We start from the raw sequence: 25,051 nt of genomic DNA on the forward strand, positions 1-25,051 counted from the left end.
GCGCGCCAGCGGCGCCATCGGTTTGATGAGTCATTCCGGACGATCGGTAGTCGCAGGCGAGGAGAGGACCCGCGGCTGTGCGGCACGGCATGAGTGAGGCCTGGTGACAGGTGTGCGGGGGTCCGCATCTGCACCGTTCAGAGCAATGCCCCAGCCCGCCGACATCAACTTCCGTGCCAGGTCTTCAACCTGGCCGGCGACGGTGGCCAGGAGTGCATCCACGTCATCGACTCGTACGATCCCCGACTCTTCGCGACCTGGCACGGATGGCCGACCCCACCGGCCCCGGCCGGAACACCAGCGCAGTCAGCAGCGTCGACGACTCAAGTCCGAGAAGGGACTCCGCTCAGCCTTGCCCGTAACGCCCGAGGCCACCAGGAGCAGCGTCAGCGGACGCTCGGTCATAGCAGGACCTCGTAGGGCCCGGCAAGATCGTCTGCGGTATTCCACGACGCGTGCCGAAACCCGGAGAAGACTGCCCCCTCCTTCTCGCATTCGTCCTGCAAAGACCGCGCATAGAACTTGACGTGTGTGTAATCCGGGAACATCACATACGCAGGTGTGCAGGTCCGGCTCTGGAACTGCATCCCCGTGAGCACGTCCATGTGCTGGTCAACGAAGGACTGCAGGTCCCCGACGACGAATCCCAGATGCTCGAGCCCCATCGCGTAGACCCTCTGGTGGAACGGTGGGATCAGCTCAATAAGATCCAGAGTTCTCTCCCCCAGCATGAGCGGCTCTGCCAGCACGATCTTCGAGATCGGCCGCCCGTTCCACACGTTCTCGAAGTTCGCCGTGGCCGCAGCCTCCAGGCCATGCCGGGTCTCAAGATAGTCGCGCCACGTCGGGGCCCTCACTGCCACGTGGCTGAGCGAGAAGCCGCCCGCATCAATGCCCAGCCCTGCCAGGCGGTCGACTTGCCTCCCATAGAACTCCTGCGCGGCAGCGGCCAACACGCCGCTATCGGACAGCTCCCGGTTCCAGGACACAACAATCCCTCCAGATCTCATAGCCGTCCCCGGCTCCCTAGTCGGCAGTGCGCTGCTCATCCAGATCGACCCAGCAGTCGTCGTCCCACCAGCAGAAACTGAGGGGTTGTTTGAATCCGTGCCCTGCGGAGCGTAGTGCCGCGTCCATCGCCACGAAAAGATCGCGCTGCTCTCGATAACAATGCTCGATATCATGCTGGGTTCCACAGGCCGCGAGCTTGTTACCAGTGGAAGGGAACAAGAAACCGGCGCCATAGTTCCAGCCGTACAAGCGGTAGACAGTCACTCCGTCGGCATCCACGCCGTTCGCAATCTCAAGATTGTTTTCTTCGTCCGCCATGAAATCTGCGAGCCCGCTTTTGCCAATGACGGATTGAAGCTGATCAAGCTCGACGGGACTGAGATCGCTTAGAGACCGGGGATGACGCTGCTGGGTTATCGACAGACTCAGATCCACCTCGGGCTTGTAGGAAGATTCTCGCGAACGACCACAAATGATCTCCGCAACGAGATCGCCGTAGATCTCACCCGCACCAGGCTCGACTTCCTTCTGCATCTGGACCAGAGGGCCGCATCGGTTTACAAAGCACCCCGGAGCCTCTGCACAGCGAGGCTGCCCTTCTTGGGCGGTCCACCAAACGACGTCACGTTGCCGGAGACAGGTCGCGAGAACAAGAGCATGATCTACTCATCTCGGGGCTGGAGGGCGACAGTGGACTACGGCCCTGTCTGCGTGACAGCCAGTCGCATCTCACCGAAGTACGCCAGGTCCCGAGCTGCGACGCGGGTAGTGCCGGGCCTGCATCTGAGTGATTCAGCGTCAGCGAGCGCTTCCCACAGCCATCGGTCGTCGACCGCACCGTTGATGTAGTATAGGGCGTAATCGGCTTCGGGGCCGAAGCCTTCCACCGGCCTGTCAAGAAGCACGGAGAACGCCGCCGTCAGGTCCTGCTCCCACGAATTCGTCACTTCGATCATCGTAGTCGAGCAGCTCGGGTACCTCAGGTGGCCGTCTGACACCGCCTCGCACCGTTCTCGGCCGAGGGACTCTTCGCCAGCCTTGTCACGTCGACCGGACCGGCGGCGTTCCGCGTGTGTACGTGCAGGGCCCCGACGGGGACTCCGTAGGCGCCTGATCGAGTCACGTTGTGCGCTGTCGGCCCATCAGGAGGTGCTGGAGCCGGCGAGGGTTCGTACGGTCGTCTTGGTCACCTCACTACAGGACGGGTGCCACCTGGCTGGTGCCGGTCCCGTCGCTTCCCCGAGCACGACAGGACCGGCACCTCCTTCGGCGTCTACATGGGCTCGCGGTAGGGGTAGCCCTCCCTTCGAAACCCGAGTGACCGTCTCATGAGGTTCAGGGGGTCAGCGTGTAAGCGCTGATGACGCTCTGGTTCATGGTGTTGCCGCGTGTGTCGCTCAGTGCGGTCCTGAGCGAGACGGTCTTGGCCCCCTTGGGATGGTGCAGGGTGACGGAGCGTCCGCTCTTGGCCATGTCGACGGGGGCAGTCGTCCAGGTGATGCCGTCATCGTAGGAGACCCAGACAGCCAGGGACTTCACGCCGAGATCGACAGCTGGACCGTCGATGGCCAGGGGGACGGTCAACGGCTTTCCGGCCTTTGCGGTGCTGGCGGCGCTGAGCAGTGGGTCGAAGCGCACGGTGGAGAGGGGCAGGCGGACCCGCCGTCCGTCACCGGGGTCGGCGGAGGTGAAACTCCAGCGTGTGGTCACTCGAGTGCTGACCGCGGCCACGCCCTGGTCCCGTGAGAAGTCCGTGGTCAGCGTGTATCGGGTGGGAGCAGCGGGCAGATCTGTGGCGGTCGCGTAGGGCGCCATGCTCAGATCGAACGGCGACTGGTCGGTTTCCATCAGTGTTGTGTCGTTGGCGGTCAGGGTGACACGGGTCTTGCTGGTGCGTGAGGTGCCGAGGTGTCCGGCCCCGTCGGAGAACGGCGCTACGGACATGCTCAGCACGTCACCGTGCCGCCATGCCCCCGATTCCCCGAAGACCCGGGGGGCGAATACGCCGGTACCGAAGGTGGTGTGGTACGTCGCACCGGCCTGATAGGTGCGCTCGGGGGCGCGCAGTACGGCTTCGGGGTTCTGCTCGCCGTCGGTCTGCCACAATTCCACGCGCCAGCTCAAGTCTCCGGTGGCCAGCAGATGCTGCTTGATCGTGGTCGGAAGCGTGTCGAGTTCGGTGCCCCGTCCTCCGAAGCCCTGCAGGGCGGGGGTGTTCCAGGTCGCGCTGAGCAGACCACGGCGGCCTGGTGCTGATGCGCCGGCCGAGATCTTCAGCGTGGCAAGCTCTCCGGCACGGACGTGGTGGGTGAAACCCGTGTAGTAGGAACCATGCCGCGTCCAGGCCGCGCTGAAGCGGTCGCTGGGAGTGGTCCAGGAACCACCGAGGAAGGCAGAGAATCGTCCCGGCGGTGCCGAGGGCCCGACCTGTCCCACGGACAGCGTCGAGTAGTCACTGAACTCCCAGACGCTGCTTGTTCCGTCGGTGGACTGGGGCAGCGACCAGCCGATGGAAGCGGTCTCGGCCGCCGCCCGATCGTCGGGCATGCTGATCTCGATCGTTTCGGCCGTGCGGGCGTCCACGGTCATGTCGGTGTCTTCGGTCAGCTGAAGGTGGGGTGCCACCATCAGGACACGTCGACGATCGTCCGGTCCAGAGGCTGAGAACAGGGTTTCCAGGACGTACTCGCCCTTGGGCAGTCGCGTGGTCGTGGTGCCGTCCCCGTCGTTGTCGTCCAGTGAAGTGCCCCAGCCGGGTCGGGCGACCACCGAGGAACTCGGCGTGGCTGGTACCCCCTGATGGTCCCGATAGCGGACGGTCAGGGTGTGGGACTCCTCTTCCCGCTGTACGGCCAGGGCGGTACGTATCTGCTGGCCGTCACCGGCGGCCACCAGGACGCCGGTCTTCGTTCCGTCCGTCGTTCCCAGGCGCGTATCCGCCGTGACGTCGGCCTCTGCCGTACCTCCGGCCGGCACCGTCAGACGGCGCGGTGACGCGGTGAACATGCCCGGCGGGACGGTACCGCCCTGACCGGTGGTCTCGACGGCGAGGTCGAGCGTGACCGGGGTCGTTCCCAGGTTGCGGTAGGTGACGTACCGGGTGACCGGCACGTCGTCCGTGTGGGGCCACTGCTGCATCCCGAAGTTGACTCCCGCCCGCTCACCGACCACCTGTTGTGTGATGACCCGCGCTACGTCTACGTGACCCACGCCCTGACGGTCGTTCGGCGAGGGCTGCCCGGTGGGACAAGCCGATCTCCGTTACGTGCAGGTCAACTACTGGGGCTTCAACGGGTACCGCTACCGCGGCGACAACGTCACGCACGAGTCAATCGCCCGAAGCACGGCAGACGTTTTCACGGACCTGTACCGGCTCCGCCATCCGATACGGCAGATGCGGCTGGTGGACGACTTCGGGAAGGACGCCGTCAAGGGGGCGAACGACTACGCGGCCATGGCGGCGGACAACACCAGTGCTTTCAACTGTCGCTACGTCGACGGCAAGGAAGCCCAGCGCGTGCTCTCGCCGCACTCCTGGGGGCTCGCGGTGGACATCAACACCTTGGAGAACCCGTTCCGGGCGAGGACGGGCGTCTTCCCGGGTCCGGCCTACCTGGACCGGGATCTTCATCACCCGGCCCTGTTCTCAGGGCCCGAGGACCCAGCGGTGAAGCGTTCGAGAGCCGAGGGCTGACGTGGAGAGGGTGGTGGGACGAGGAGAACTACCACCACTTCGAGGCGCCCCCGACGAAGCGGCCGGAGACGAATTGACATCGCTCGGTGCTCCGGGTTACGCCTGCCGGCCGGGTCGGCCCGATGCCGGTCTGCCCTGCGGACAGCGGCTGGACTGCCGCCTGAACGCCGACGTTTCCTGCTCGGTGCTCGATCAGTCAGGCGGACGGCCGCGTTACGGCCGTCCGCCTGTGCAGTGGTGACACGGCGCGGGGCTGCCGGCCTGCCGACAGCCCCGCCCCTGGGATCGATCAGTCGTCGTTCGGCCCGTTCTGAGGCACCGAGTAGCGTTCCATGACGTTCTCCTCCACAGACTGCTCAGGGAAGCTGTAGTCCGATGTGGGGTCCAGCGTCTCCGTGATCGTGTCGATCGCCGACTCAACGAGGTCGTCCGCCACCATGTCCGACCCTGGGATGGCGTCCAGAGCGTTTTCCACGGGACCAGGGAGGCCTATGACTTCGATGCCCGCCTTGACAGCGCCGGCCAGCACCTGGGCATCGGAGGGCGAGTTGAACGTCTGCGTCGTCGAGGACGTCGGGGCGTTCGCGGTGCCGCACTGGCCGAAGCACAGGATGCCTACCACGGTGTCCGCGAACTCCTGGACGAGCATGTCTGTCACCTCGTCGAGGATCTCGCCGATGGGATCGTTGATCTGGTCCGGCGGGGCGAGATCACTGCGGTTGGGGGTGTGGCAGCCACCCGGGCAGTCACCGTTTGGGGCCTTGTAGCCGTTGGATCCGGAGTAGCCGCCCGCTGCGGGCGATCCGTCGTTGCCGCCCCATCCTCCGCCGCTGCCGGACCCGTTGCCGGTACCGGTGCCGTACCCCATCGACGTGAGCCAGTGCTCCATACTGGTTCCAGGGTCATTGAGAGGATCCCCTTCCTCCGGATAGCAGGTGATATTACCGCCTTCCCCGTTAGTCGTGATCTTGACGCAGAACATGAATCCGCTGGGATCGGTGTTGTTGAGCGGACTGTTCTTGACGTAGCTGTACGGGTTCCAGGACTGGCTGGACCCGGGGCTCGACACGATCGGGTCCGGCGTCAGGAAGGTCTTGTCGGCGGAGTCGTAGATGCGCCCCTTCATGTTGATCGTGCCCAGGTCGTCGTCGTGCTCGTGTCCGGTGAAGCCCCGGGTGAGGTCACCGGTCGTTCCGGTGTAGGGGGCGCGGTCGGCGTTGATGCGAGCGCCGAACGGGTCGTAGAAGTACTGCTGCTGCCCCTGGCCGATGGCCGTGGTCTTCACACTGCCGATGGCGTCGGTGATGTGGTACTGCATCGTGGTGCTGGTTCCGTCGAACACAGCCTGTCCGATGAGACCGTCAGAGCCCTTCACGTGGAACACGTGCTTAGTGCTGGAGCCGGCCGTGCGCTTCTCGTACAGACCGGGGACGGTGAAGGTGGTGCCGTCCGGGCTGGACTCCTTCACACGCGATCCGAAAGCATCGTAGGAGTACGTGGTGGTCTTCCCAGCCTTGGTGACGGTCTTGGGCAGGTTGAACGGGGTGTAGGTGGTCTGGCGACCGGAGCCTTCGGTCTGGCGGCCCTTGGCGTCCACGGTCGCCTGTCGTGCGGACTGGCCGGCAGGAGTGACAGAAGTCAGCGTGTGCGGCTGGCTGCCGTCCGCCTTCCCGAACCCGTGGGTCTCGGTGACCGTCCCGTTCTTCTTGACCGTGGTCATGTTGCCGATGTTGTCATAGCCGTAGGAGATCGTGCCGGCGTCGCCCAGGGTCCAGTCGGTCAGGCGGTTGAGCTTGTCGTAGGTGTACATCTCGTTGCGGTTGGACACGGCGTCGTACTGACGCTTGACCATGCCGGTCGGGTAGTAGTCGTAGTGGAGGTCGGTGAGCTTGGTTCCGGGACCGTCGGCCCGCACGTTGTCGATGTCGGTCAGCTGGCCGGTGGTCGGGTCGTAAGTGTTGTCCAGCACGATGCCCGAGGTGCCGGTGCCCATGATGGCCGTGTCCAGAGCATCGTTGGCTGTGCGCGCGGTGGTCTGCCAGTACGGCTGGTTGGGCTGGTTCGGCGTGACGTCGGTGACCTTCGTCAGGTAGCCGATCGTGTTGTAGTCGTACCGCAGGGTGAATCGATCCCGTCCCGGGGCGGAGGGGTAGCTCGCAGTCGCGATCTTGCCCGTCGTCGGGTCGAAGGTACGATCGGACGCGTAGCTCGCGGTCCCGTCGATGTACTCCATCCCGGTCTGCCGGCCCTCGGCGTCGTAGGTGTACTGGGTACGGATGCCGTCGGCACTGGTGGTGGCAGCGATCTGTCCGACGCCGTGGGCACTGGTGTCCCAGACGAAGCTGTTCGCTCCGGTGTTGGTGGTACGAGTGATGCCCCGGCCGAGGTCGTCGTAGGTGATCTCAGAGAACTCGCCGGTGGCGGTGTGCGTTTCACGGCGGAGGTCGCCGGTTCCGTAGAACGTCGCCTCAGTCGTGCCGCTGTCGGGGTCGGCCAGGCTGGTGCGCCGTCCGAGCGTGTCGTAGCCCATCGTGGTGACGTTCGCGGCGTCGTCGGTGACCTTGAGGAGGGTGTCGAAGGGGCCCCACTTGTACTGCGTCGACACGTTCTTGCCGGCAGGGTCGTTCACCGAGGTGATGAGGCGACCGTTCTTGTCCCGGGTCTCCTCCACGACGTTCCCGGCTCGGTCCGTGGTCGTCGCGAACAGACCGGTGTGCGTGGTGGAAACCGTGCTGGCGTTGGGCAGTACCGTCTCCACCAGGCGGTCGAGACTGTCGTAGGTGTACCGCGTCACTCCCGCGGGAGTGCTGCCCCGGTAGGGATTGGTGACCGAGCTGGCTCGGTGCAGGGAGTCGTAGGCGACATCCACCGTGGAGACCTGACCGTTGAAACCCTGGCTGGTAGCGGAGACCCGGTAGCCATCGGAGTCCGTGACCTCCGTGGAGATCTGGCCACCCTGCGTGGTCGTAGCGACCAGGCCGTTCGTGCCGCCGGTGACCGGTCGGCCGGAGTAGGCGTGCGTGACGGTCCGCTGACCCGGCCGCGCCACCGCCAGGGGGCGGCCGAAGCCGTCGTAGGTGGTGGTGGTCTGCACGCCGTTGACGTCCATGATAGCCACAGGCTGTCCTGAGGCGGGGTGCACGGCCGTCCACGCACTGGGCCGGTACTGCTCAAGTGCGTGCTCGGACCAGATCTGGCTGGCGAAGATATGCTCGTCCGGGGCGCCGGGGTAGCCCGCCTCGTACTCCGTGTGAGCAGTGCGTGAGGGCACTCCGGGCGCGCTGGTGGTGGTGCTGCTGGGCAGACCGTAAGCGTTGTACCTGGTGGTGACGGTCGACTGGAGAGAGGTGTCGGTCGCGTTCTTCTCCACCTCGGTCTTCTCGGGCCGTCCGAGCGTGTCGTTGGTGTAGGTGACGTTCCTGGTGACCGCCGGTATCGCGGGGTCGGCCTCCTTGCGGGTCTCGGTCGTGCCGGTGCGCAGGCCGATCAGCCAGTCCGCGGTTCGGTTGTCCCAGGTGGTGGTGGTCTCCTGGGTGACGCCGTCCGTGGTCGCGTTCTTGGCGTAGGTCTGGTTGCCGTAGGTGTCGTAGTCGTATGTTCCGGTGACCACGCTGGGCGGGTTCGTGGGCGTGGCGATGCCGCTGATCTTCTGGAAGGGCCAGTTGCCCCAGTCGATGTTCACCGACTCTTCCCAGGTCTTCGTCGAGGACGAGGTGACCGGCGTGGTGTAGTTGTAGCCTCCCCGGACCTCACGCGTGTACGTGGTCTCCTGGACGCGTGCCGTGGCGGTGGCCGGCTTGGACGTGCCCACGGGCGAGTTCATGATCGGGGTGGCGACGGTGACTTTCGCGGGGGTGAAGGCGTAGGGGTATCGCTCTCCCAGCAGGGGGAAGGGCATCGTGACCCGTGTCTCGTTGTTGAAGGTGAGGATGGTCTCCGAGGGTCGCGCCGGGTCGAGGATGCGCATCTTCCCGAAGCCCAGGAATCCGCGTCCTCGCAGATCGCTGACCGGGTCCATGAAGGCGTAGTGCTGCGTCCCCTGAGGTGAGTCCACCTGCTTGGCAACGACCATGCCCGTACGGATGCACCGCAGCGGGTAGGCGCACGAGTGGTTGTCGCCGATCGGGTAGGAGTCGTCGCTGTTCCACTGGGAGGAGTAGTAGACCGAGTACTGGGGGTTGGGGGCTCCCTGGTCGGTGATCCGGGTGAGGCGGTCGGTGACGAGGGCCGCCTGCTCGAGTTCGACCATCTGGTTGCCCTCGGTGATGTACAGGAAGTCCTTGCGTCCGTCGCCGTTGAAGTCACCCACCCTGGTGGGTCCGCCGAGGAGGTCGTCGTAGGCGGAGGACTGCGGCGTCATGGGCAAGGGCTCGGCGAAGGTGCCGTCCCCGTTGGAGTAGGCCACCGACGGACCGACGGCGGAGTCACTGCCACGGGTGTAGCCACGGAGCAGGATGTCGTCCCGGCCGTCCTGGTTCATGTCTCCCGAGCCCACGATATAGGGATCGAGCACGCCGAGAACGGTGCTGGCGGTCTCGACGACGGAGCGCTTCGCGCCGAGACCGGTGTTCCAGAACAGCGAGGTGACGGTGGAAACGGGATCGGTGTAGACCCAGTCGACGAGACCGTCTCCGTTGAAGTCGCCGGTCGTCTTCGGGGTGGTGAAGAAGGCGTGGCCCGCGCCGTTGGGGCTGCTTGACCGGCCCATGACCTCCCCGTCGGCCGACTGACCGATCGCGTAACCGCCGTCCGGCGTCGCCCCGTCCTGGTGAACCATGATCTTGCTGCGCCCGTCACCAAAGACGTCGCCCGCGTAGGTGAGGGTGTCGGCCTGGCTGATCTGCTGGTTGGAGGTCTCGGGCGCGGCAAGTGTGCCGTTCTCGTTGCGCCGGACCTTCAGCCGGGCGTAGCTGCTGCTGGGGATCGGTTCGACGTAGACGAGGTCGAGCCGGCCGTCTCCGTCGAGATCGACCCAGGTGTCCTCACCGCAGTCGACGCTGTTCGCCTCGGCTCGGCATTCGACGCTGCCCGACATTCCAGTCCCGGCGAAGGCATGGGTTGTCTCGTTCCACTGGCGGAGCTGGGCGCGCCACTTGCCGGTGCCTGTGTCCTTGATCGGAATCCAGATCTCGTCCTTGCCGTCGCCGCTGAGGTCGACGGGACGGGCCTGGTTGCCGGCGGCCTCGGCGCCCCACGCATTGCTCCACTGCCGACTCAGCGGAACAGGGTTCCCGTCCTCGTCCCGCGCTCCCAGGAACGTCTTGCCCGGAACGGAGAAGGCGCCGTAGACGGCGTCGTCCAGGCCGTCACCGTTGACGTCCATCACGTGGAGGTACCGCTCGTTCCCGCTCACCGTCGAGGGAACCGTTCCCACGTTCCGCACCGTGAACGGCGACGAGGCGCTGTCGACGTTCCAGCCGAAGTTCTTGCTGTACTTGCAGCCGCCGGCCGCAGCGCACTGCTTGACCGACGTGAGCAGGCTCTTGCCTGTCCGCCCGCTCGGCGCGTAGGTCAGGTCGTACTGCCAGACCTTCGCCGTCGTGGACGGGTTCGGCGCGTACATCGCGATGGTCTTGATACGCCGCGTCTGCTTGAACGGCACGCCGGACTTCCAGGAAGATTGCTTGTCTGGCCTTGCTTCCAGCTGGAATTCGACATAACGGTGGGCCGCCTCGGATCCGTGTGACGTGTACCGGATGCGGTGGGGGGCTATCTCCAGGCCGTCCGCGTCGACCAGGTTCTGGTACTCGTACGTGATCCCGTTGCCGGACCTGTCCTTCTCGCTCGTCAGCACCCACAAGACGTTCGGCGAACCGGCCAGGACCTGGGAGTTGGTCCACGTTCCCCCATCCGACTTGGAGACCCGGTTCACGTACCGGCCAGCGGAGACGGCAGAGTATTCGAGGACCCTGCCAGCCTTGGTGTACGCCACGAACTTCCCGTTCGCGCCCGCGGCGTTCTGGGACACGACCTTGGTGAACGTATCCTTCTCGGTGCGGTACTCAGAACCGTCCGCGCCATACGTACCGCTGGTACCGACAAGGCGCTGGCCGTCCAGACAGAACTTGTCCGCGCTGCCGAACGTCACACCCCTGGCCTGACCATCGGTCGCCTTGGACGAACCACACCGTGTGATCTGCGACGTGCCGGACAGGGACCACCCATGGCCGACCAGACTCGACTTCGCGCTACTGGAGTAAGAGAGCGAGAGCGTCGGTTCCATGTCGGCCCGGCCATCGGGAACCTCGAGTGGCATCGAGGCCGTGAAGTCGCCCGACGGACTCACCTTCGATGTGATCGGGAGGTATCCGACCGAACTCGCCGCAGTCACCGGCGATGGGGGGACTGTCAGCGGAGTGGGTGGTGTCGGCGGCGTCGTTGCAGCTGACGCCTGCGGAATGAGGGTTGGCAGGGTCAAGGAGAGCATGACGGATCCCACCGTCGCTCTCGTCCAGAATCCAGGTCTCATGTGGATCTCTCTTGTGTTGACTTGATGTGCTCTCGGACGCAAGGACGCAGAGTAGAGAGAGTCCACGCGGTCGTTGAGCGGCGGTAGAGCAGTTGCTGCTCTTGCTCTTCCCCGACCATGGCCGGGGAAGAGGCTTCTCACGAGCCTCGTCCACGAGGCCCACGCCTACTTGGGGCAGTCCTGCGCTTCAGAGGCCATCAGCGCGGATCCAGCCGTGCGAAGGGAATCCGACTGCATGGTCTCGACCTGCGCCGTCGTGAGACGTGCGGTGTCGTAGTTCGCCTGCGCCAGGTTCCGCACTGCGGCCGTGACACCGTCTTTGTAGTCCTCGGCGGTGTCGGAGAGGCCGTTGGGCGCTTCGCTCGCCACCACGTCCGCGTGGCGCTGCAGCGATTCGTAGTACTCCCGCCCTGCGTCTGCGGGTGCGGGTTTCAGGAGCTCGTGCAGGTGCGTGCAGTACGCCTCGCTCGCAACGTTCTCGCTCTCCTCGCGCACGAGCTGGACCATGACGATGCCTCCGATCGCCATGACGATCAGCAGGACAGCCGCCGATATCTTCCCCCCGGGAACTGTTATGGCCACGGGCACTCCTTGGGCTCACCCTCGCACCTTGAAAGGCGTGTAGCTGGAACGACGCCTGATCAGAGCTTCCCGGCGCCGCAGTGGCGTCGGCAGAGCATCAGGTACTCAACACGCTCCCGGAGCGATGTGCAGTTCTGGCGGTCTGGTCGGACGGCTACGGCCAGATGTTCCAGGTGCACGTCGAAGCCCGGGCATCGGCCGGGTGAGTACACCGACGCGGGTGCCTGGGACTAAAAGGGCGTTTGTCCTGGTCAGGGCGTTTGATAACTGGCGCGATGTTGGCCGCTTGGGGTCGCCAGTGCTGGCGTGTGAGGGTCCGCCTGTGGAGTGTGATGTGTGCGGGCGGTCGATGTGGCGGTGGCCGGTGCCGCCGACGGTCTGGGAAGAAGAGATCTGGTCCTGCTTGTAGTGCCATGCGGCCACCCATGTGGGCGGCGAGTGGTTCGAGATTTCGCGACCGCCGTATCTGCCCCTGAGGATGCGTTGGGAGAAGGCCGCCGCGGACGGCCTTGCCCCTGGTGTCTCCCACGCGTTCGGCATCTTCGACAAGACGCTGTGCGGCATCCAGGAAGCCGGCATGTCACCGTCCGACTACTCGTGGCTGCCGGAACGGGAAGACGCCTGCGGCGCCTGTCGGGAAGCGGCGAGTCTCATCGATAGCCGCTGGCCGCGGTCGATGAGGAGTGAGGATGCGCGGGTCAGCGTGGCCCGGCGGCTATGAGTCCTTCCAGTTCGGAGTCGACTCTCGGGTGAGCCTGCGGCTCATCAGGTCGATCATCGCGAGGTGGATCATCGCTTCGGAGCGATGGGGGTGGGTTCGTAGTCGCGGGTGAGGCGGCGGTGGTGCATGAGCCATCCGAAGGTCCGCTCGACGACCCAGCGTCGCGGCATCACCTTGAAGCCCTTGTGAGCGGGGTCGCGGCGGGTGACTTCGACGTCGATGCCGAGGCGGGCGCCGTGGTCGACGACCTTGGTGCGGTAGCCCGTGTCGGCCCACGCCTTCGTGACACGCGGATGGTCTGCGGCGATGCTCGAGAGAACCTGAATGCCGCCGGCGTTGTCGGAAACGTTGGCGGCTGTGACCAGCACGGCCAGGAGGAGGCCGAGCGTATCGACGCCGATGTGCCGTTTGCGGCCCGCGATCTTCTTGCCCGCGTCGATGCCCTGGCCAGCCGCAGGCACATTGGCCGAGGTCTTGATGCTCTGGGCGTCCAGGACGCAGGCGCTGGGTTCGGCGTCGCGGCCTTCGGCCTCCCGGACCAGGCGTCGCAGGAGACCGTTGAGCTGGCCGAAGACCTCGCCCTTCTGCCAGGCGGCGAAGTTCCCGTAAACCGTCTCCCATGGAGGAGAGTCGTGCGGCAGGTACCGCCACGGGATCCCGGTCCGGTCGACATAGAGGATGGCGTCCATGATCCGGCGCAGATCGTGCTCGGGCGGTCGGCCGATGTCCAGGCCCTTTCCTCTTCGCTCGGCCCGCCAGGCCGTCAGAGTTGGTTCCAGCAGGTCCCAACGGGCATCGGACAGGTCACTCGGATACGGCCGCTGTCTGCGAGGCATGTTTCGGTAGTACCGATGGCCGCCGTCCCGCCACAGGGCGCAAACCGGCGTGACCGGGGGCGTGTTGGGATCAGACAGGAGTGAAGAGCCCAAAACGGGCCCTTGAAGGCCGTCATCCGCCTCACCTGTCACAAGACAGGTCTACTGCCCCAGCCGGCCCGAAGCGGTCCGCTACCTAAAGTGCGATGAAGCGCCCCTGTTGGGATAAAACGCTCACGCTCTTTAAGAGGTTGTTTTCACCCGCAATGCCTGCTTATCAGCCAGTTCTTGAGGTGTTGGACGGTGGTGCGGGTGAGGCCGTGGAAATCGTCGGTATCTGCGGGGCTGGTGGGGTTGCGGGTGGGGCGGAAGACGACGTAATCCTGTTTCATCCCAGGGTGCCCAGCCTTCGTAGTCGTGTGCTTCCACTGCCGCTGCCGTGCGCCTGGGCACATTCGGCTCGTGGCGGTACGCCGGAAGCATGCCGAAGCGATGTCCGTATCCGAGTGACCTGTCCGATGCCCGCTGGGAGTTGATCGAGCCGGTCCTCGCTGCCTGGCGGCTCGAGCGCCGCAGCAAGGCCCTGCACTTCGGCCGGCCACCCGAACATGACCTGCGCGACATCATGGACGCGATCTTGTACGTGGACCGCACCGGGGTCCAGTGGCGCTATCTCCCGCATGACTTCCCGCACTGGAACACGGTCTACGGCTACGTCGCCAAATGGGCCGACGAGGGCGTGTTTGCCCAGCTCAACGGCTTACTGCGGCAGCTGCTGAGGGAGAAAGAAGGCAGGGACGGTGAACCATCGGCGTGTGTGATCGACGCCCAGAGCGTCAAGACCTCCACCAGCGTTCCGGCCTCGAGCCAGGGCATCGATGCCGGCAAGAAGATCGTCGGCAGGAAGCGGAGCATCGTCACCGACACGCTCGGCCTCCTCCTCGCTGTTGTGGTGACTGCGGCCAGCGTGCAGGACTCCGTCGCCGGCACCCACCTCCTGGACCAGGTCGCTGCCGACCACCCGGGCATCCGCAAGGTCTGGGTCGACGGCGGTTACCGCCAGCACCTCGTCGAGCACGCCGCGACCCTCGGCATCGACATGGAGATCACCGCCCGCAAGTCCGGGACCAGGGGCTTCACCCCGATCCCGAAACGATGGGCGGTGGAACGGACCTACGGCTGGCTCATGCTGAACCGCCGCCTGGCCCGCGACTACGAAGCCCTGCCCACCCGCTCCGAAGCCCTGATCCACATCGCCATGACCAGCCTCATGACCCGCCGCCTCACCAGTGAGAACACCATCTCCTGGCGCGACCCGAAGAAAGTCACAGAGCATCCCATCTAGGGATGAAACATTGGACGAAAACGACCTCTAAGGTGACGGGCAACTGCAGGGCATGGGAGTCTCGGTCGTCTACAAGGTGCTCAGGATCGCTTGTCGGACGGCGCGGAGCAGTCGTGCGGGATCGGGTTGACGAGCGGCCAGGCCGAGGCCGGCACAGAGAATGCGTAGGGCCAGGTCGCGGGTCACGGTCTCGTGCTCTGTCTGCGCTGAGACGCACGCGGGGAAGCCTCGGACGACAGCCTGGAGCAGTGGGTCGGACTCGTTCTGTGCGGTCCCTGTGAGCACAGCCGGAACAGCGGGGTGGTTCCGGGTCAAGAGCATCACGTGCTCAATAAGACGGTCGAGCATGCCTTCGGGCGTCAGAGGGCCTGGCTCCGTCCTGATCCGAGACGCTAGACCCATCGTGTGCTGGAGCTGAGCGGCGAGACGCCGCGACACCTCCTCGACGACGGCCTCCTTTGAAGGAAAGTACTGGTAGAGACTTCCCGGGGAGATGCCAGCGCGACGCGCGATGGCGTTCATACTGAGGGGCTGCACCCCGAGCTCAGCCATGAGGTGCTCTGCCGCATCCAGGATCTGGCCGATCCGACGCTCGCCTCTGGCCTGGCGCTTGCGCTGTCCATGGGCGGGCTCGTCGGCTGCTGTTCCGTCAGACCGGGGCATGTCGATCCGCCGCCTGTTTCCGTAGAAGAAGATCAAGCGACCAGTGCGCCCGGAGAAAAGTACTGCGGGCAGCCACAGGATCGCTGAGCATTCCCTACTCCATCCAGATACTTCTCCCTGCACCTGAGGGCGCTGCCCCGGCTCCGGAACGCAACACGGCCCGGCGCGCCGACAACGGGGAGAGGGGGCGGTACGTATGTGTTGGCCAGGCCTAACGAACAGGCCACCCCAGGTAAGGTTTCAGTCATCTGGAGTACTTCTCGCGGCTTCGCGGTGAGCAATGACCACTCACCGGGGTGGCTCTCCTCACACCATGCCGGATCGACCTGTCATGATCCACGCACCCCTTGACGCCCCGTAGAGCAGCACACGCCCGGGGCGGGCGGCTCAGAATCTGGGCACTCCTGTCCTGGCCGGCCGAGCTGGCCCATCTTCTCCAAGAGGAACTCGTTCGGTGACGCGACTCGAGATGCTGCCCGTCCAACCGCTGCTCACCCGGGACTACGAGATTCGACGGACGCGCATCCATGAAGAACTGCGCAATCGCTATGGTCCGGTGGCACCGGTAGATCTGCTCGGCACGCCTGTTTGGCTGGTCCTCGGTTTCGAGGAGTCACTCACGGTTCTCCGTGACGACGGCCAGTGGAAGAAGAGCCTGAACTACTGGCTGTCCTACATGGAGGGCAGGATCCCTGCGGACTGGCCCCTCTTGCCCGCACTCGAGTGCGACATGATGATCTTCTTCGACGATACGCGGCACCGGAAGGCGCGGGCAGCGTTCGAGTCCGCGGTCAGACCGTTCCAAGACCTCTCTCTGCCTCACGCCCGGCAGCTCAGGAGCATGATCACGAAGTACGCGGATGAGCTCATCACGCTGTTGTCCGCGGATGGCGGCCGAAGCGGGACCGCCGACTTGTGCGGGCAGTACACCCGGCCTCTGCCGCTGATGGTCACCACGCGCCTCCTTGGATTCTCGGACTCCTTGGGAGACCAGGTGACCATGGACGTCTGGAGGGTCCTCGACGCGGGGCCGGACGCGCCTGCCTCGCTCGAGAGGCTGATGGCCGCATTGCACGGGTTGGTCCTGGCGAAGCAGGCTTCACCCGGCGACGACATCCCGTCGTACATGCTCGCCTCGGATCCGTCCGCAAGCACCGAGGAACTGGCCTGGGCGCTGTACCTGGTGCTGTGTACCTCGACGGACATGGTGGGGGCCCTGCTGAGCAACACCATCGTGGAGATCCTTGTGGGAAGCACCGGAGCGCGAGCCAGTCTGTCGGCCGGGATGGTCGGCGAGGCAGTGAACCGTGCAGCGCTCGCCAATCCGCCCCTGCACAACTTCACGTTCCGCTTTCCTGTCGCCCCCACCCGTCTCGGTCGATTCGTCATCGCCGCGGGGGATCCCGTCATGGTTTCGCCGGCAGCAGCCCACGCCGACCCGCTGTTCGGTCAAGCCGAAGCCGCCGAGGCGATCGTCAGCTCCCGTGCCCACCTGGCCTGGGGTGCAGGACCCCACCAGTGTCCCAGCCGGGACCTGGCCAGCAGTATCGTGGCGATCGGCGTACAGCGTCTGTTTAAGCGTTTCACCGACGTCCAGCTCATGCTGCCCAGCGATCAACTCCCCTGGCGCATCTCACCGCTGGTGAGCGGACTTCGGTCGCTTCCAGTGCGGTACATCCTGTCGGACGTACCGGCGCAGAACGTTCCGTCCGCGCCGATGGCACCGGAGACACCGGGCGCCGCATCCCGCACTCCTTCGGAACCGGCGCGCTCGGCGTTCCGGCGGATGCTGGCAAGCCTCCGCCGTCGACCTGACTGATGGTGGAGCTGTCCGGTTGCGTTGGGGATGTGCGGAGGCTGCGCCCTGCACCGATACACACCGGCGGGGTCCTATCATCTGCTCAGAATTCTCTTAGATCAGGGGTTGACATGTTCTTGGGCCTTCGGACGGTGATGTATCCCGCGCCCAACCTCGCTGCCGAGAAAGCATGGTGGGAGTCCGCCCTCGGAATCGAGCCTTACTTCGACGAGCCGTTCTACGTCGGCTTCAACGTCGGCGGTTACGAGTTGGCCCTCGACCCGCACGCCGATCCTGCCGAGGGACCCATGACCTACTGGGGCGTTCCAGATGTCGACAAGGCGGTGACGATGCTGATCCAAGCCGGTGCGACCGCGCGTGGGACAGTCCAGGAGGTGGGCGGGTCGATCCGCGTCGCATCCGTTGTCTCCCCTTCCGGATCGGTCATCGGATTGATCGAGAACCCGCACTTCGCGCTCCCTGACCCTCCACCGCACGTCGGCGAAGGGCCGGGCCGCTAGTGATCCGCAGTCTCCGGGCCTTCTGGCCGGTGGTGTTGCAGTCACCCGCCCAGGTCCGTGTCCTCGGGATCTCGTAGGCTCCCGGCCATGAACGAGACGGAGTCCAGCCGGCGGGTGATCGATGGGCGCTTCGAGTTGGAGGCGCGGCTCGGTGGCGGCGGCATGGGCATGGTGTGGCGCGCCCGGGACCTGGTCCTCGACCGGGCGGTCGCGCTGAAGGAGGTGCGGCCGCCGGATCCGGGGTTCGCCGAATACGATCCGCAGGGTGCTGCGGTGCTGCGGGCCCGGGTGCTGCGCGAGGCGCGGGCGCTCGCCCGTGCCGACCATCCCAATGTAGTGACCATCCATCATGTCGTGGACGGTGGGGAGGACGGCTACCCGTGGCTCGTCATGGAGTTGGTCACGGGCGGATCGCTGCAAGATCGCCTTGACAGGGGACCACTCGCGCCCGTCGAGGCGGCTCAGGTCGGTCGTGAAGTGTTGGCCGCTCTTCGTACCGCGCATGCCGTCGGCATTCAGCACCGCGATGTGAAGCCCGCGAACGTGCTGATGAGACCCGATGGACGTCCCGTCCTGACGGACTTCGGCATCGCGGCGATCAGGGAGTCGACCGCCTTGACCGTGACGGGCTCCGTGATCGGTACCCCCGACTACATGGCGCCCGAACGCATCTCCGGTGGCGAGGGCGGTCCCGGCTCCGACCTGTGGTCGCTGGCGATGATGCTGTACGTCGCGGTCGAGGGACACCATCCGCTGCGCAAGGGATCGACTCTCGCGACACTGGCCGCCCTCTTGAGCGAGGAGCTTCCGCCGCCCCTTCAGGCAGGCCCGCTCTCCGCCTTCCTGAACGCCGTGCTGGTCAAGGATCCGGCCGGCCGGGCGGACGTGGAGACCGCCGACCAACTGCTCGCGGCTGCGGCCGAGGGCCGGGGCGCGGCTCCGGGCACTCCCCTGGGGACGCCCGGGACCACGTCGTACCGGCTGGCCTCTCCCCCGCCGACACCCGTCCCCTCGGCACCTGCCGGGTCCGGACAATCTTCGGGTTTCGGCCCGCCCACCGGATTCGGACAGCCGTCCGTACACGACGCCGTACCGGGCCCTTTCCCTACGCCCGGGCCCTTCTCCGTGGGGCCTCCAAGGCAGACGCCGGCTCGCCCTGGCGGCCGTGCGAAGAGCCGGCTCATGATCGCCCTTTCCGTCCTGGGGACGGTGCTGGCAGGCGTCCTGATGTGGACCCTGCTGCCAGATGGCGGCGATCAGGGCCGCAAGTCGGCGGCCGATTCGCACCCTTCGTCGTCCACTCCGGCAAAGGACGCGAGTACCCCACTGCCGAGGGTCTCCCGGTCCGAGTCGGTGCAGGAAGCCGACGCGAGGAACGACCTGCTCACCCCGGAGGGCATACGCACGGCGGTGGAGGAGATCAAGGCGGCGACGGGCACGGACCGCGCGTGCGACTTCACGGTCTACGCGGACTACGTGTCCGCGGAGATCATGGTCAAGGGCAGCGACACCAAGTACGACAGCTACACCTACCGCCCGGGCCAGGGTGTCGAGAAGGGCATCATCAGCAGTACCCTCATCGGCGGCGAACGCCCCTTCGACCTGGACGCCTTCGACTGGGGCGTTCTTCCTCCGCTGCTGGAGCGAGCGGAGAGGGAACTGAACGTGAAGCAACCCACGATGCGCTATGTCATGGTCCGTCCTACCGACACCACGTTCGGCACTCCCATGGGGCTTGCCGTCTATCTCGCCGACGACTACGTCACCGGCTATCTGGACGCCGACCTGGAGGGCAAGGTCACCCGCGTCATGCCCGCCACGGACTGACCCGGCCCCCTCACAGCCTTGCTGCCGTCGGTCGTCCGCTCTCGCTCTGGCCAGTCCTGAACCAGCCGGCCATGGTCATGGCCTATCCTCCGAAACGGGTGAGGGGGGTGTGAGAGCAGTACGGAGGGCGCTTGTGAGCTGCTCGTCGTCCGCTCCGAGGCGACGCCCGGCAGCAACGTACGCCTGTGCCGCTTGGAGGAGCTGTGCTTCCGTGGTGGGAGTGGGGCCAGGAGGCCGTGTGACGCGCGTGCCTGCGCCGCGGCGGCTGTGCACGAGCCCTGCGTTCTCCAGCTCGCGGTAGGCGCGGGCCAAGGTTCCTGCGGCCAGGCCGAGGTCGGCGGCGAGTTGCCGCACTGACGGCAGTCGCTCGCCCAGGGGCAGCTGCCCGCTGAGGATGAGTGCGGCCAGCTGAGTGCGTACCTGTTCGTAGGGCGGTACGGGACTTCTGGTGTCCACCAGCAACGTCAAAGGGCTCATTGCGCTACTACCCGTGGGCTGCACGCGCGGGCCAGGGTGATCAGGAAGTAGATCAAGGCCGCAGTCGACATGTAGGAGAAGACCTGCATCACGTTGCCGAGTATCAGGGTGTGGGAACTCTGACAGGTGAAAGAAAAGGCGTTGCTCATGAAGTAGGCGCATGCCGCAGAGGAGGAAGTCAGCAAGACACCGCAAGCTTGGACCACGGCGCCGGCCGATGATTCACGCTGCCGTTCGTCGGCATCCTGCAGTGTGGGGTCGGAGTCGTAGGGAGGCCGAGTGGCGATGCGCCGCAAGGCGAATAGGGAGAGCCCCAGCCCGACCGCCGCTACGGAGAGTATCCACGGTATGTTCGTGATCCCCCAGAAGTCAGCGTCCTCGGGCAGGCCTGAGGGGCAGAGGAAGACGAACTCGGGGGGAGTCGGCCCCCAGTCGCCCCGCACTTCGTCTGACGGAATCCGGGGGGCGATGTTCAGGAAAGCTGCGGTGGTACCGACCATGAGCAAGAGGAAGCCTATGGTCAGAGCCGTCAGCAGAAGCGTCTGCGTCCGGGAGACGTAGTCGCGGATGCGTCGCTGCTTGAGCCGTGCACTTCGCAGACTCCCTGTCGGCGTGGCGATCAGCAACTCACTGATCAGGATCGCTGCCACTACACACGCGCCCAGCAGTGGGCCGATGAGAAGAAAGGCCGTCTTCCCAGCACCGGTCTGGAAGGCGTTTGTAAGGAAGAGCAGGGTGGCAACCGCGAAGCCAACTGCCATGCCACCGCGTCGCCACTTGTACACACGCCGCACTCTCCGCAGCTGCGCGGGAGTTGAGGCGAGCGACTCGGGCTGGCGGGCAGGGTTCAAGATCTCGGCAGCGGTGAAGACCACGGCGACAGCGAGACCGAAGAGCTGTCCGGTAACTCCGGCCCCCGAGTCAGCCACAACGCCCGCCAGGATCAGACCCCCTATCAGGGCAGCAAGCCTCCAAGTCGCGATGGCTCGAGCTCGTTCTCTTCTCTCTGGGGTCAGGAGGGCGTACTGGTCTGGCGTGGAGGAATGAGGAGGAGCAACAAGCCGACCGCCAGTGCAAACAGAAACAGCAGGCTGAACATGCCCGCGCCTCGCTTCCTGTAGGTGTCCCGAGGATGTCGGTAACGTACGGCCTCAAGACGCATTGTGTCAAACAGTCGATACATTGCGCTTTTGGAGAGCGGGGCGGCAAAGCAGGCTCCCGACCACAGGTGACAGTTCCCACAAACGAGGCGCAGGGGGTCATAGGCCGACATGACCCCATGGCAAAATCCGTCACATGAGCGAGTGGGAGATTGCCCTGATCGCCGCCGGGGCGGCCATCCTGGGCAGTATCACGACGGGCTTCTTCACATGGAGGGCCAGCCATCGACAGACGAGCGCTCTGATATCGACCGTCCAGGCAACCTTCCTCGAGCAGCGTCGGGTTCGTACAGAAGAGCGGCGGCGGGCCGTCTACGGCGACCTGCTGACTGCTGGGCAGGCGTGGGAGCTTGGCGCCACCGATGGAGAGGCCAGGACGTTGAGAGCATTTCACCTGGTCGAACTGGAAGGACCCGACTTCGTCGCGTCGGCCGCGCTTGACTATGCCAGCGCCGACCCCGGGGACGAGTCCGCCCCTGCTCGAGAGAAGTACCTCAAGGCCGTGCGCCGCGCCCTCAACGAGACCTGACGCGCGCTGTACGGGGTGGCCTTGCCTGTCCGACTTCAGACCGTCGCACCCGTCGACCTGTGTCCTCATTGGATTCCGGCGGCGCCGTGAGACTGGGGCAGCCCTGGCGAAGAGCCTGGCCGGCCTCCTGCCCGGGCAACCCGTGGCACAAGTCGAGAGTTGGGTGGTCCACGGCCCATCGGTGGCAGCTGTGTGATGCCCCAGGTGGTGCGTGTGGTGCGAGTTCTTGCCAGCCGGTTCACTGCGGGCCGTCTGAAGGCGACGGCCATCCCCTTCCCCGTCCGGAGCCGCTCTTGCCGGACCCGGCGGCGCGGCAGGACTCGGAGTTGGTCGCGAAGAGATGGACCGCCTCGGTCATTGCTGCGGGGTGAAACGGAGCGGGCTGGCGCTGGTCCGCGAGCGCGTCGGCCTCTGCGGGGATCGGCGACACCGGCTGAAGGGGTTGGGACGGCCCGACGGTACTGCCCCCGGGGTGTGCCCCTGGGCGCCGGGCCTCACCCGCGCACGCCATATCGGCACGGGCTACGCCGACCCTACAAGATCGGCACGGCTCCGACGTCAGCCGGAGCGCGACCGCCGGAACCGGGCAACACCCCTACCCGGCGCGAGGGTGCAGCAGTTCGTGTCACGGGACAGGGACCAACCTGCCGGATCTCGCTCATTCATCGCCGAAATGGCCTCCCCGGAAGCCTTCACAGGCCGTTCCGGGAAAGCCATTTCGTCCCACCAGCTACTTCTTGACCTCGACGCCGGTCAGGATCGGGTCGCCGTCCTGGCCGTACGCCACGCCCGAAACATTCTCGGAGTAGCCCGCGTTGACCTTGTAGTACCAGAGCGGGATCGACGGCATGTAGTTGACCAGGTCCTTCTCGATGGCCTGGTAGGCCTTGACCGACTCGTCGAGAGTCGCTGCACCGTCAGCGGCCTCGATCTTCGCGTCCAGTTCGTCGTTGCTGAAGCCGCCCTGGTTGCCGGCGGCGCCGGTGCGGAAGAGGTCGCTGATGAAGTTGGAGTTGAGCGGGTAGTCGAGCAACCAGCCGGAGCGGTAGAACGACTTGACCTGCTTGCTCTTGCGAGCGGTCAGGTCGGCCTGGAAGTCCGGCTTGCTGTCGCCGACGCACTGGACGTCGGTGGCCTGCTGGATGGAGTTGCAGACAGCGTCCACCCACTCCTTGTGGCCACCGTCGGCGTTGAGCTGGATGAAGATCTTGTTGTTCGGGACGCCGCCGCCGGCCTTGATGAGCTCTTTGGCCTTCGCCGGGTTGTACGTGGTCACGGCGCCGGCAGCGTTTGCCTGGTAGCCGAGGACGCCCTTGGCGACCCAGCCGGTCGCGGGCTCACGCGTACCCTGCAGCACCGTCTTGGTGATGGTCTCGCGGTCGATCGCCATCGACAGACCCTGGATGACCTTCGGGTTGACCTTCGGCTTCTTCCACTGGTCGGCGTAGAAGGCGACGGCGATGGACTGGATCGCGGAGTACGGCTGGTCCACGGCGCGGTCGCCGAGGTCCTGGCGGTAGACCGGGAGGTCCTTGGGCGCGATCTGACGGAGCACGTCGACGTTGCCGGACTTCAGGTCCTCGTACGCGGCCTCGAGGGTGGTGTAGTTCTTGAAGATCACACCGCCGTTCTTCGCCTTGTTCGGGCCCTTGTAGCCGTCGAATCGAGTGATCTCGATCTTCTTCTTGTGGTCCCAGCTCTTGAACTTGTAGGGACCGTTGCCGACCGGCTTCTGGCCACCGGCGGCGGGGTCCTTGTAGAAGGACTCAGCCATCGGGGCGAAGGCGATGTAGGCGAGCTTGTGGCCGAAGGCCGGTGTGGCCTTGGTCAGCTCGATGGTGAACGTCGAGTCGTCGACGATCTTCAAGCCGTCCATCTTGTCGGCGGGCGTGGCGCCCTCGGCCTCGGGGTGGACCTTGTCGTAGCCCTTGATGTCCGCGAACCAGGAGGACAGACCCTGGGCGTTCTTGACGTTGGCGTTCCAGTTCCACGCGTCCACGTAGGACTTGGAGGTCACCGGGGTGCCGTCGTGGAAGGTCCAGCCCGGCTTCAGCTTGACGGTCCACGTCTTCGAGTCCGTCGTGGTGACCGACTCGGCGTTGATCATCTCCAGGGAGCCGTCAGCCTTGTAGTCGACCAGGGTCGAGAACAGGCCGGCCATCACGGCGGAGCCGTTGGACTCCATCGTGTCACCGGTGAGCAGGGGCTTCTCAGGCTCGCCCAGCTCGATGGAGAAGATTCCGTTCGGGTCAACAGCGCCCTTGGCGTCGTCGCTGTCGCTCTTACCCCCGCCACAGGCGGTCGCAGCGAGGGCGACGATGATCGCGCCCGTTACCCACTTGGCGCTCTTGGCACCGCGCATGGGCTTCTCCTTCGAGGAATGGTTCGGCCTTGTGGATGGGCCGCATGGCGAATCTGAGGAAGCAGTGTGGGCCAGTACCTGAGACTTCTTTGAGGGCCTCGGATGTCAATCCGTCTGGCCTGCACCGCAATGAAATGATTCAAACCTTGCGAGGAATCGTCCTGGTGAGTAATCGGTACTCAAGATGGGATCGCGGCGGAACATCCCAGGTCAGGGCATGGGACCGTCGCGGCAAGCCGGGACTGGCACCGCATGCTCCAGGGGGTCACCGCTTGTCGCGGCTCGTCAACGGCACCACTCCCCTGGCCGGTCCGGTTCATGGCCGACGGAAGCGAACGAAGTCGCATTCGTCAGCGTCAGTGGCAAACTCCACCCTCCAGTTGCCGGCCCCCAGCGTGATGACGCCCACCCCGTCATCCGCTGCTATCTGAGCCGGGTCCACCGCCCCTGCGGCTGCCGAATCGAACATGTAGAGGCGGCCGTCGGTCAGCGAGATGACGTCGACTCCCACCGAACGCCAGCTGCCTGGGAAAACCTTCTCAGGGTCGCCATCCGCTTCGTCGATCGCGGAGCGCACCAGCGACCCGCCTTCGGCACCCGCCTCGAACCAGGTGAGGATCTCGCCGTCCAAGATCAGAACCGGTGTTTCCTGGACACCGACCCACCCGAAGCCGCCGTGCGGCGTCGGCTCGTAGACCCCTGGAGAGCACGCCCGGTCGTAGTCGCACTCAGGGCCGCTCGAACCACCCCACGTCCACCCTGCAGGAACCTCAACACCTACAGGAGGCAACGTGCCCCGCCAGTGCCCGGCAATCTCCGCCGGGATCACGATGACCGGTCCGCCGCCCGAAAGGGTCCACGGCCGCCCGCTCGCATCGACGTTGAGCTCCACTGGCACCTCCACTTGACCGACTCGGGGCGCAGCCGGCCCCGGCGCGATGTTCCCATGCAGACAACCAGCGCGAACGAGTCAGCATCACTCATGTCATGGAATCAGCGTGCCGGGTCCTGAACCGGGCCTGTCGACATCAGGACTGCCGGCACCCGAGACCAGCGACTAAAGCGACCGGACTTCCA

Annotated in this window: 19 protein-coding genes and 1 pseudogene; 8 read left to right on the top strand and 12 right to left on the bottom strand. The window is 65.6% G+C overall.

Annotation, left to right across the window (positions count from 1 at the left end; genetic code table 11):
• Positions 1–401: 401 nt before the first annotated feature.
• From AMK27_RS36380 to AMK27_RS36390, 4 genes are all read right to left on the bottom strand, one after another.
• Complete coding sequence (locus AMK27_RS36380) at positions 402–1,049, bottom strand: VOC family protein (RefSeq protein WP_158076943.1); 648 nt, start codon at positions 1,047–1,049, stop codon at positions 402–404.
• Positions 1,027–1,545 (bottom strand): hypothetical protein, encoded by a 519-nt coding sequence (locus tag AMK27_RS42785; protein WP_158076944.1) that lies wholly within the window; start codon positions 1,543–1,545, stop codon positions 1,027–1,029. The genes AMK27_RS36380 and AMK27_RS42785 overlap by 23 nt, the downstream gene beginning before the upstream one ends.
• 161 nt (positions 1,546–1,706) lie before the next feature.
• Positions 1,707–1,958: a hypothetical protein gene (locus AMK27_RS36385; RefSeq protein ID WP_143204899.1), complete on the bottom strand. Its 252-nt coding sequence runs from the start codon at positions 1,956–1,958 to the stop codon at positions 1,707–1,709.
• Between the two features lie 388 nt (positions 1,959–2,346).
• A complete protein-coding gene (locus AMK27_RS36390; RefSeq protein ID WP_143204900.1) occupies positions 2,347–4,122 on the bottom strand; it encodes a hypothetical protein in 1,776 nt (591 codons plus the stop codon).
• Between the two features lie 130 nt (positions 4,123–4,252).
• On the opposite strand from AMK27_RS36390, the gene AMK27_RS36395 reads away from it, so the two are divergent.
• Complete coding sequence (locus AMK27_RS36395; RefSeq protein WP_143204901.1) at positions 4,253–4,705, top strand: M15 family metallopeptidase; 453 nt, start codon at positions 4,253–4,255, stop codon at positions 4,703–4,705.
• A 289-nt stretch (positions 4,706–4,994) separates the two neighbouring features.
• Here the strand turns inward: AMK27_RS36395 and AMK27_RS36400 are convergent, their stop codons facing one another.
• On the bottom strand, positions 4,995–10,961 hold the full coding sequence (locus AMK27_RS36400; protein ID WP_073917980.1) for an FG-GAP-like repeat-containing protein: 5,967 nt from the start codon (positions 10,959–10,961) through the stop codon (positions 4,995–4,997).
• A gap of 7 nt (positions 10,962–10,968) precedes the next feature.
• Between AMK27_RS36400 and AMK27_RS42790 the strand changes: the two genes are divergently transcribed.
• The gene (locus AMK27_RS42790; RefSeq protein WP_158076945.1) at positions 10,969–11,199 is read left to right on the top strand and encodes a hypothetical protein; all 231 of its coding nucleotides are present in this window, start codon (positions 10,969–10,971) and stop codon (positions 11,197–11,199) included.
• 140 nt (positions 11,200–11,339) lie between these two features.
• Here AMK27_RS42790 and AMK27_RS36405 read toward each other — a convergent pair whose 3' ends face one another.
• Positions 11,340–11,756, bottom strand: a complete 417-nt coding sequence (locus AMK27_RS36405; RefSeq protein ID WP_073917982.1) for a hypothetical protein — start codon at positions 11,754–11,756, stop codon at positions 11,340–11,342.
• A gap of 478 nt (positions 11,757–12,234) precedes the next feature.
• Between AMK27_RS36405 and AMK27_RS36410 the strand changes: the two genes are divergently transcribed.
• A complete protein-coding gene (locus tag AMK27_RS36410; protein ID WP_241847713.1) occupies positions 12,235–12,477 on the top strand; it encodes a hypothetical protein in 243 nt (80 codons plus the stop codon).
• On the opposite strand, the pseudogene AMK27_RS36415 reads toward AMK27_RS36410, so the two are convergent.
• Positions 12,472–13,313 (bottom strand): annotated as a pseudogene (locus tag AMK27_RS36415) (IS5 family transposase). The gene AMK27_RS36410 and the pseudogene AMK27_RS36415 overlap by 6 nt on opposite strands.
• 460 nt (positions 13,314–13,773) lie before the next feature.
• On the opposite strand from AMK27_RS36415, the gene AMK27_RS36420 reads away from it, so the two are divergent.
• On the top strand, positions 13,774–14,637 hold the full coding sequence (locus AMK27_RS36420) for an IS5 family transposase (RefSeq protein WP_079188714.1): 864 nt from the start codon (positions 13,774–13,776) through the stop codon (positions 14,635–14,637).
• 69 nt (positions 14,638–14,706) lie between these two features.
• On the opposite strand, the gene AMK27_RS36425 is transcribed toward AMK27_RS36420, so the two are convergent.
• A complete protein-coding gene (locus tag AMK27_RS36425) occupies positions 14,707–15,336 on the bottom strand; it encodes a TetR/AcrR family transcriptional regulator (protein ID WP_143204902.1) in 630 nt (209 codons plus the stop codon).
• Positions 15,337–15,754: 418 nt separating this feature from the next.
• On the opposite strand from AMK27_RS36425, the gene AMK27_RS36430 reads away from it, so the two are divergent.
• The 3 genes from AMK27_RS36430 to AMK27_RS36440 all read left to right on the top strand — a co-directional run bounded on the left by AMK27_RS36430 (position 15,755) and on the right by AMK27_RS36440 (position 19,446).
• Entirely contained in the window at positions 15,755–17,119 is a 1,365-nt protein-coding gene (locus AMK27_RS36430) for a cytochrome P450 (RefSeq protein WP_198956002.1), read from the top strand.
• 110 nt (positions 17,120–17,229) lie between these two features.
• Positions 17,230–17,619 (top strand): VOC family protein, encoded by a 390-nt coding sequence (locus AMK27_RS36435; RefSeq protein ID WP_073917988.1) that lies wholly within the window; start codon positions 17,230–17,232, stop codon positions 17,617–17,619.
• A gap of 87 nt (positions 17,620–17,706) precedes the next feature.
• Positions 17,707–19,446, top strand: a complete 1,740-nt coding sequence (locus AMK27_RS36440; protein ID WP_073917990.1) for a serine/threonine-protein kinase — start codon at positions 17,707–17,709, stop codon at positions 19,444–19,446.
• 75 nt (positions 19,447–19,521) lie between these two features.
• Here AMK27_RS36440 and AMK27_RS36445 read toward each other — a convergent pair whose 3' ends face one another.
• Positions 19,522–19,923 (bottom strand): GntR family transcriptional regulator, encoded by a 402-nt coding sequence (locus AMK27_RS36445; protein WP_073917992.1) that lies wholly within the window; start codon positions 19,921–19,923, stop codon positions 19,522–19,524.
• The gene (locus AMK27_RS36450) at positions 19,920–20,708 is read right to left on the bottom strand and encodes a hypothetical protein (RefSeq protein ID WP_143204903.1); all 789 of its coding nucleotides are present in this window, start codon (positions 20,706–20,708) and stop codon (positions 19,920–19,922) included. The genes AMK27_RS36445 and AMK27_RS36450 overlap by 4 nt, the downstream gene beginning before the upstream one ends.
• A gap of 511 nt (positions 20,709–21,219) precedes the next feature.
• Between AMK27_RS36450 and AMK27_RS36455 the strand changes: the two genes are divergently transcribed.
• On the top strand, positions 21,220–21,612 hold the full coding sequence (locus AMK27_RS36455; protein ID WP_073917996.1) for a hypothetical protein: 393 nt from the start codon (positions 21,220–21,222) through the stop codon (positions 21,610–21,612).
• A gap of 730 nt (positions 21,613–22,342) precedes the next feature.
• Here AMK27_RS36455 and AMK27_RS36460 read toward each other — a convergent pair.
• Together AMK27_RS36460 and AMK27_RS36465 are read right to left on the bottom strand one after the other, a co-directional pair.
• Positions 22,343–23,974, bottom strand: a complete 1,632-nt coding sequence (locus AMK27_RS36460; RefSeq protein ID WP_073917998.1) for a peptide ABC transporter substrate-binding protein — start codon at positions 23,972–23,974, stop codon at positions 22,343–22,345.
• A 316-nt stretch (positions 23,975–24,290) separates the two neighbouring features.
• On the bottom strand, positions 24,291–24,866 hold the full coding sequence (locus tag AMK27_RS36465; RefSeq protein WP_073918000.1) for a hypothetical protein: 576 nt from the start codon (positions 24,864–24,866) through the stop codon (positions 24,291–24,293).
• Between the last annotated feature and the right edge of the window lie 185 nt (positions 24,867–25,051).

Source organism: Streptomyces sp. CB02009 (genome assembly GCF_001905825.1).
GTDB lineage: Bacteria > Actinomycetota > Actinomycetes > Streptomycetales > Streptomycetaceae > Streptomyces.

Bases quoted from the DNA above. Each gene is read 5' to 3' on its own strand.
- AMK27_RS36380 (WP_158076943.1), bottom strand. From the start codon at position 1,049: ATGAGCAGCGCACTGCCGACTAGGGAGCCGGGGACGGCTATGAGATCT.
- AMK27_RS36445 (WP_073917992.1), bottom strand. From the start codon at position 19,923: ATGAGCCCTTTGACGTTGCTGGTGGACACCAGAAGTCCCGTACCGCCC.
- AMK27_RS36400 (WP_073917980.1), bottom strand. From the start codon at position 10,961: ATGCCACTCGAGGTTCCCGATGGCCGGGCCGACATGGAACCGACGCTC.
- AMK27_RS36420 (WP_079188714.1), top strand. From the start codon at position 13,774: ATGCCGAAGCGATGTCCGTATCCGAGTGACCTGTCCGATGCCCGCTGG.
- AMK27_RS36455 (WP_073917996.1), top strand. From the start codon at position 21,220: ATGAGCGAGTGGGAGATTGCCCTGATCGCCGCCGGGGCGGCCATCCTG.
- AMK27_RS36435 (WP_073917988.1), top strand. From the start codon at position 17,230: ATGTTCTTGGGCCTTCGGACGGTGATGTATCCCGCGCCCAACCTCGCT.
- AMK27_RS42785 (WP_158076944.1), bottom strand. From the start codon at position 1,545: ATGCAGAAGGAAGTCGAGCCTGGTGCGGGTGAGATCTACGGCGATCTC.
- AMK27_RS36440 (WP_073917990.1), top strand. From the start codon at position 17,707: ATGAACGAGACGGAGTCCAGCCGGCGGGTGATCGATGGGCGCTTCGAG.
- AMK27_RS36410 (WP_241847713.1), top strand. From the start codon at position 12,235: ATGCGTTGGGAGAAGGCCGCCGCGGACGGCCTTGCCCCTGGTGTCTCC.
- AMK27_RS36460 (WP_073917998.1), bottom strand. From the start codon at position 23,974: ATGCGCGGTGCCAAGAGCGCCAAGTGGGTAACGGGCGCGATCATCGTC.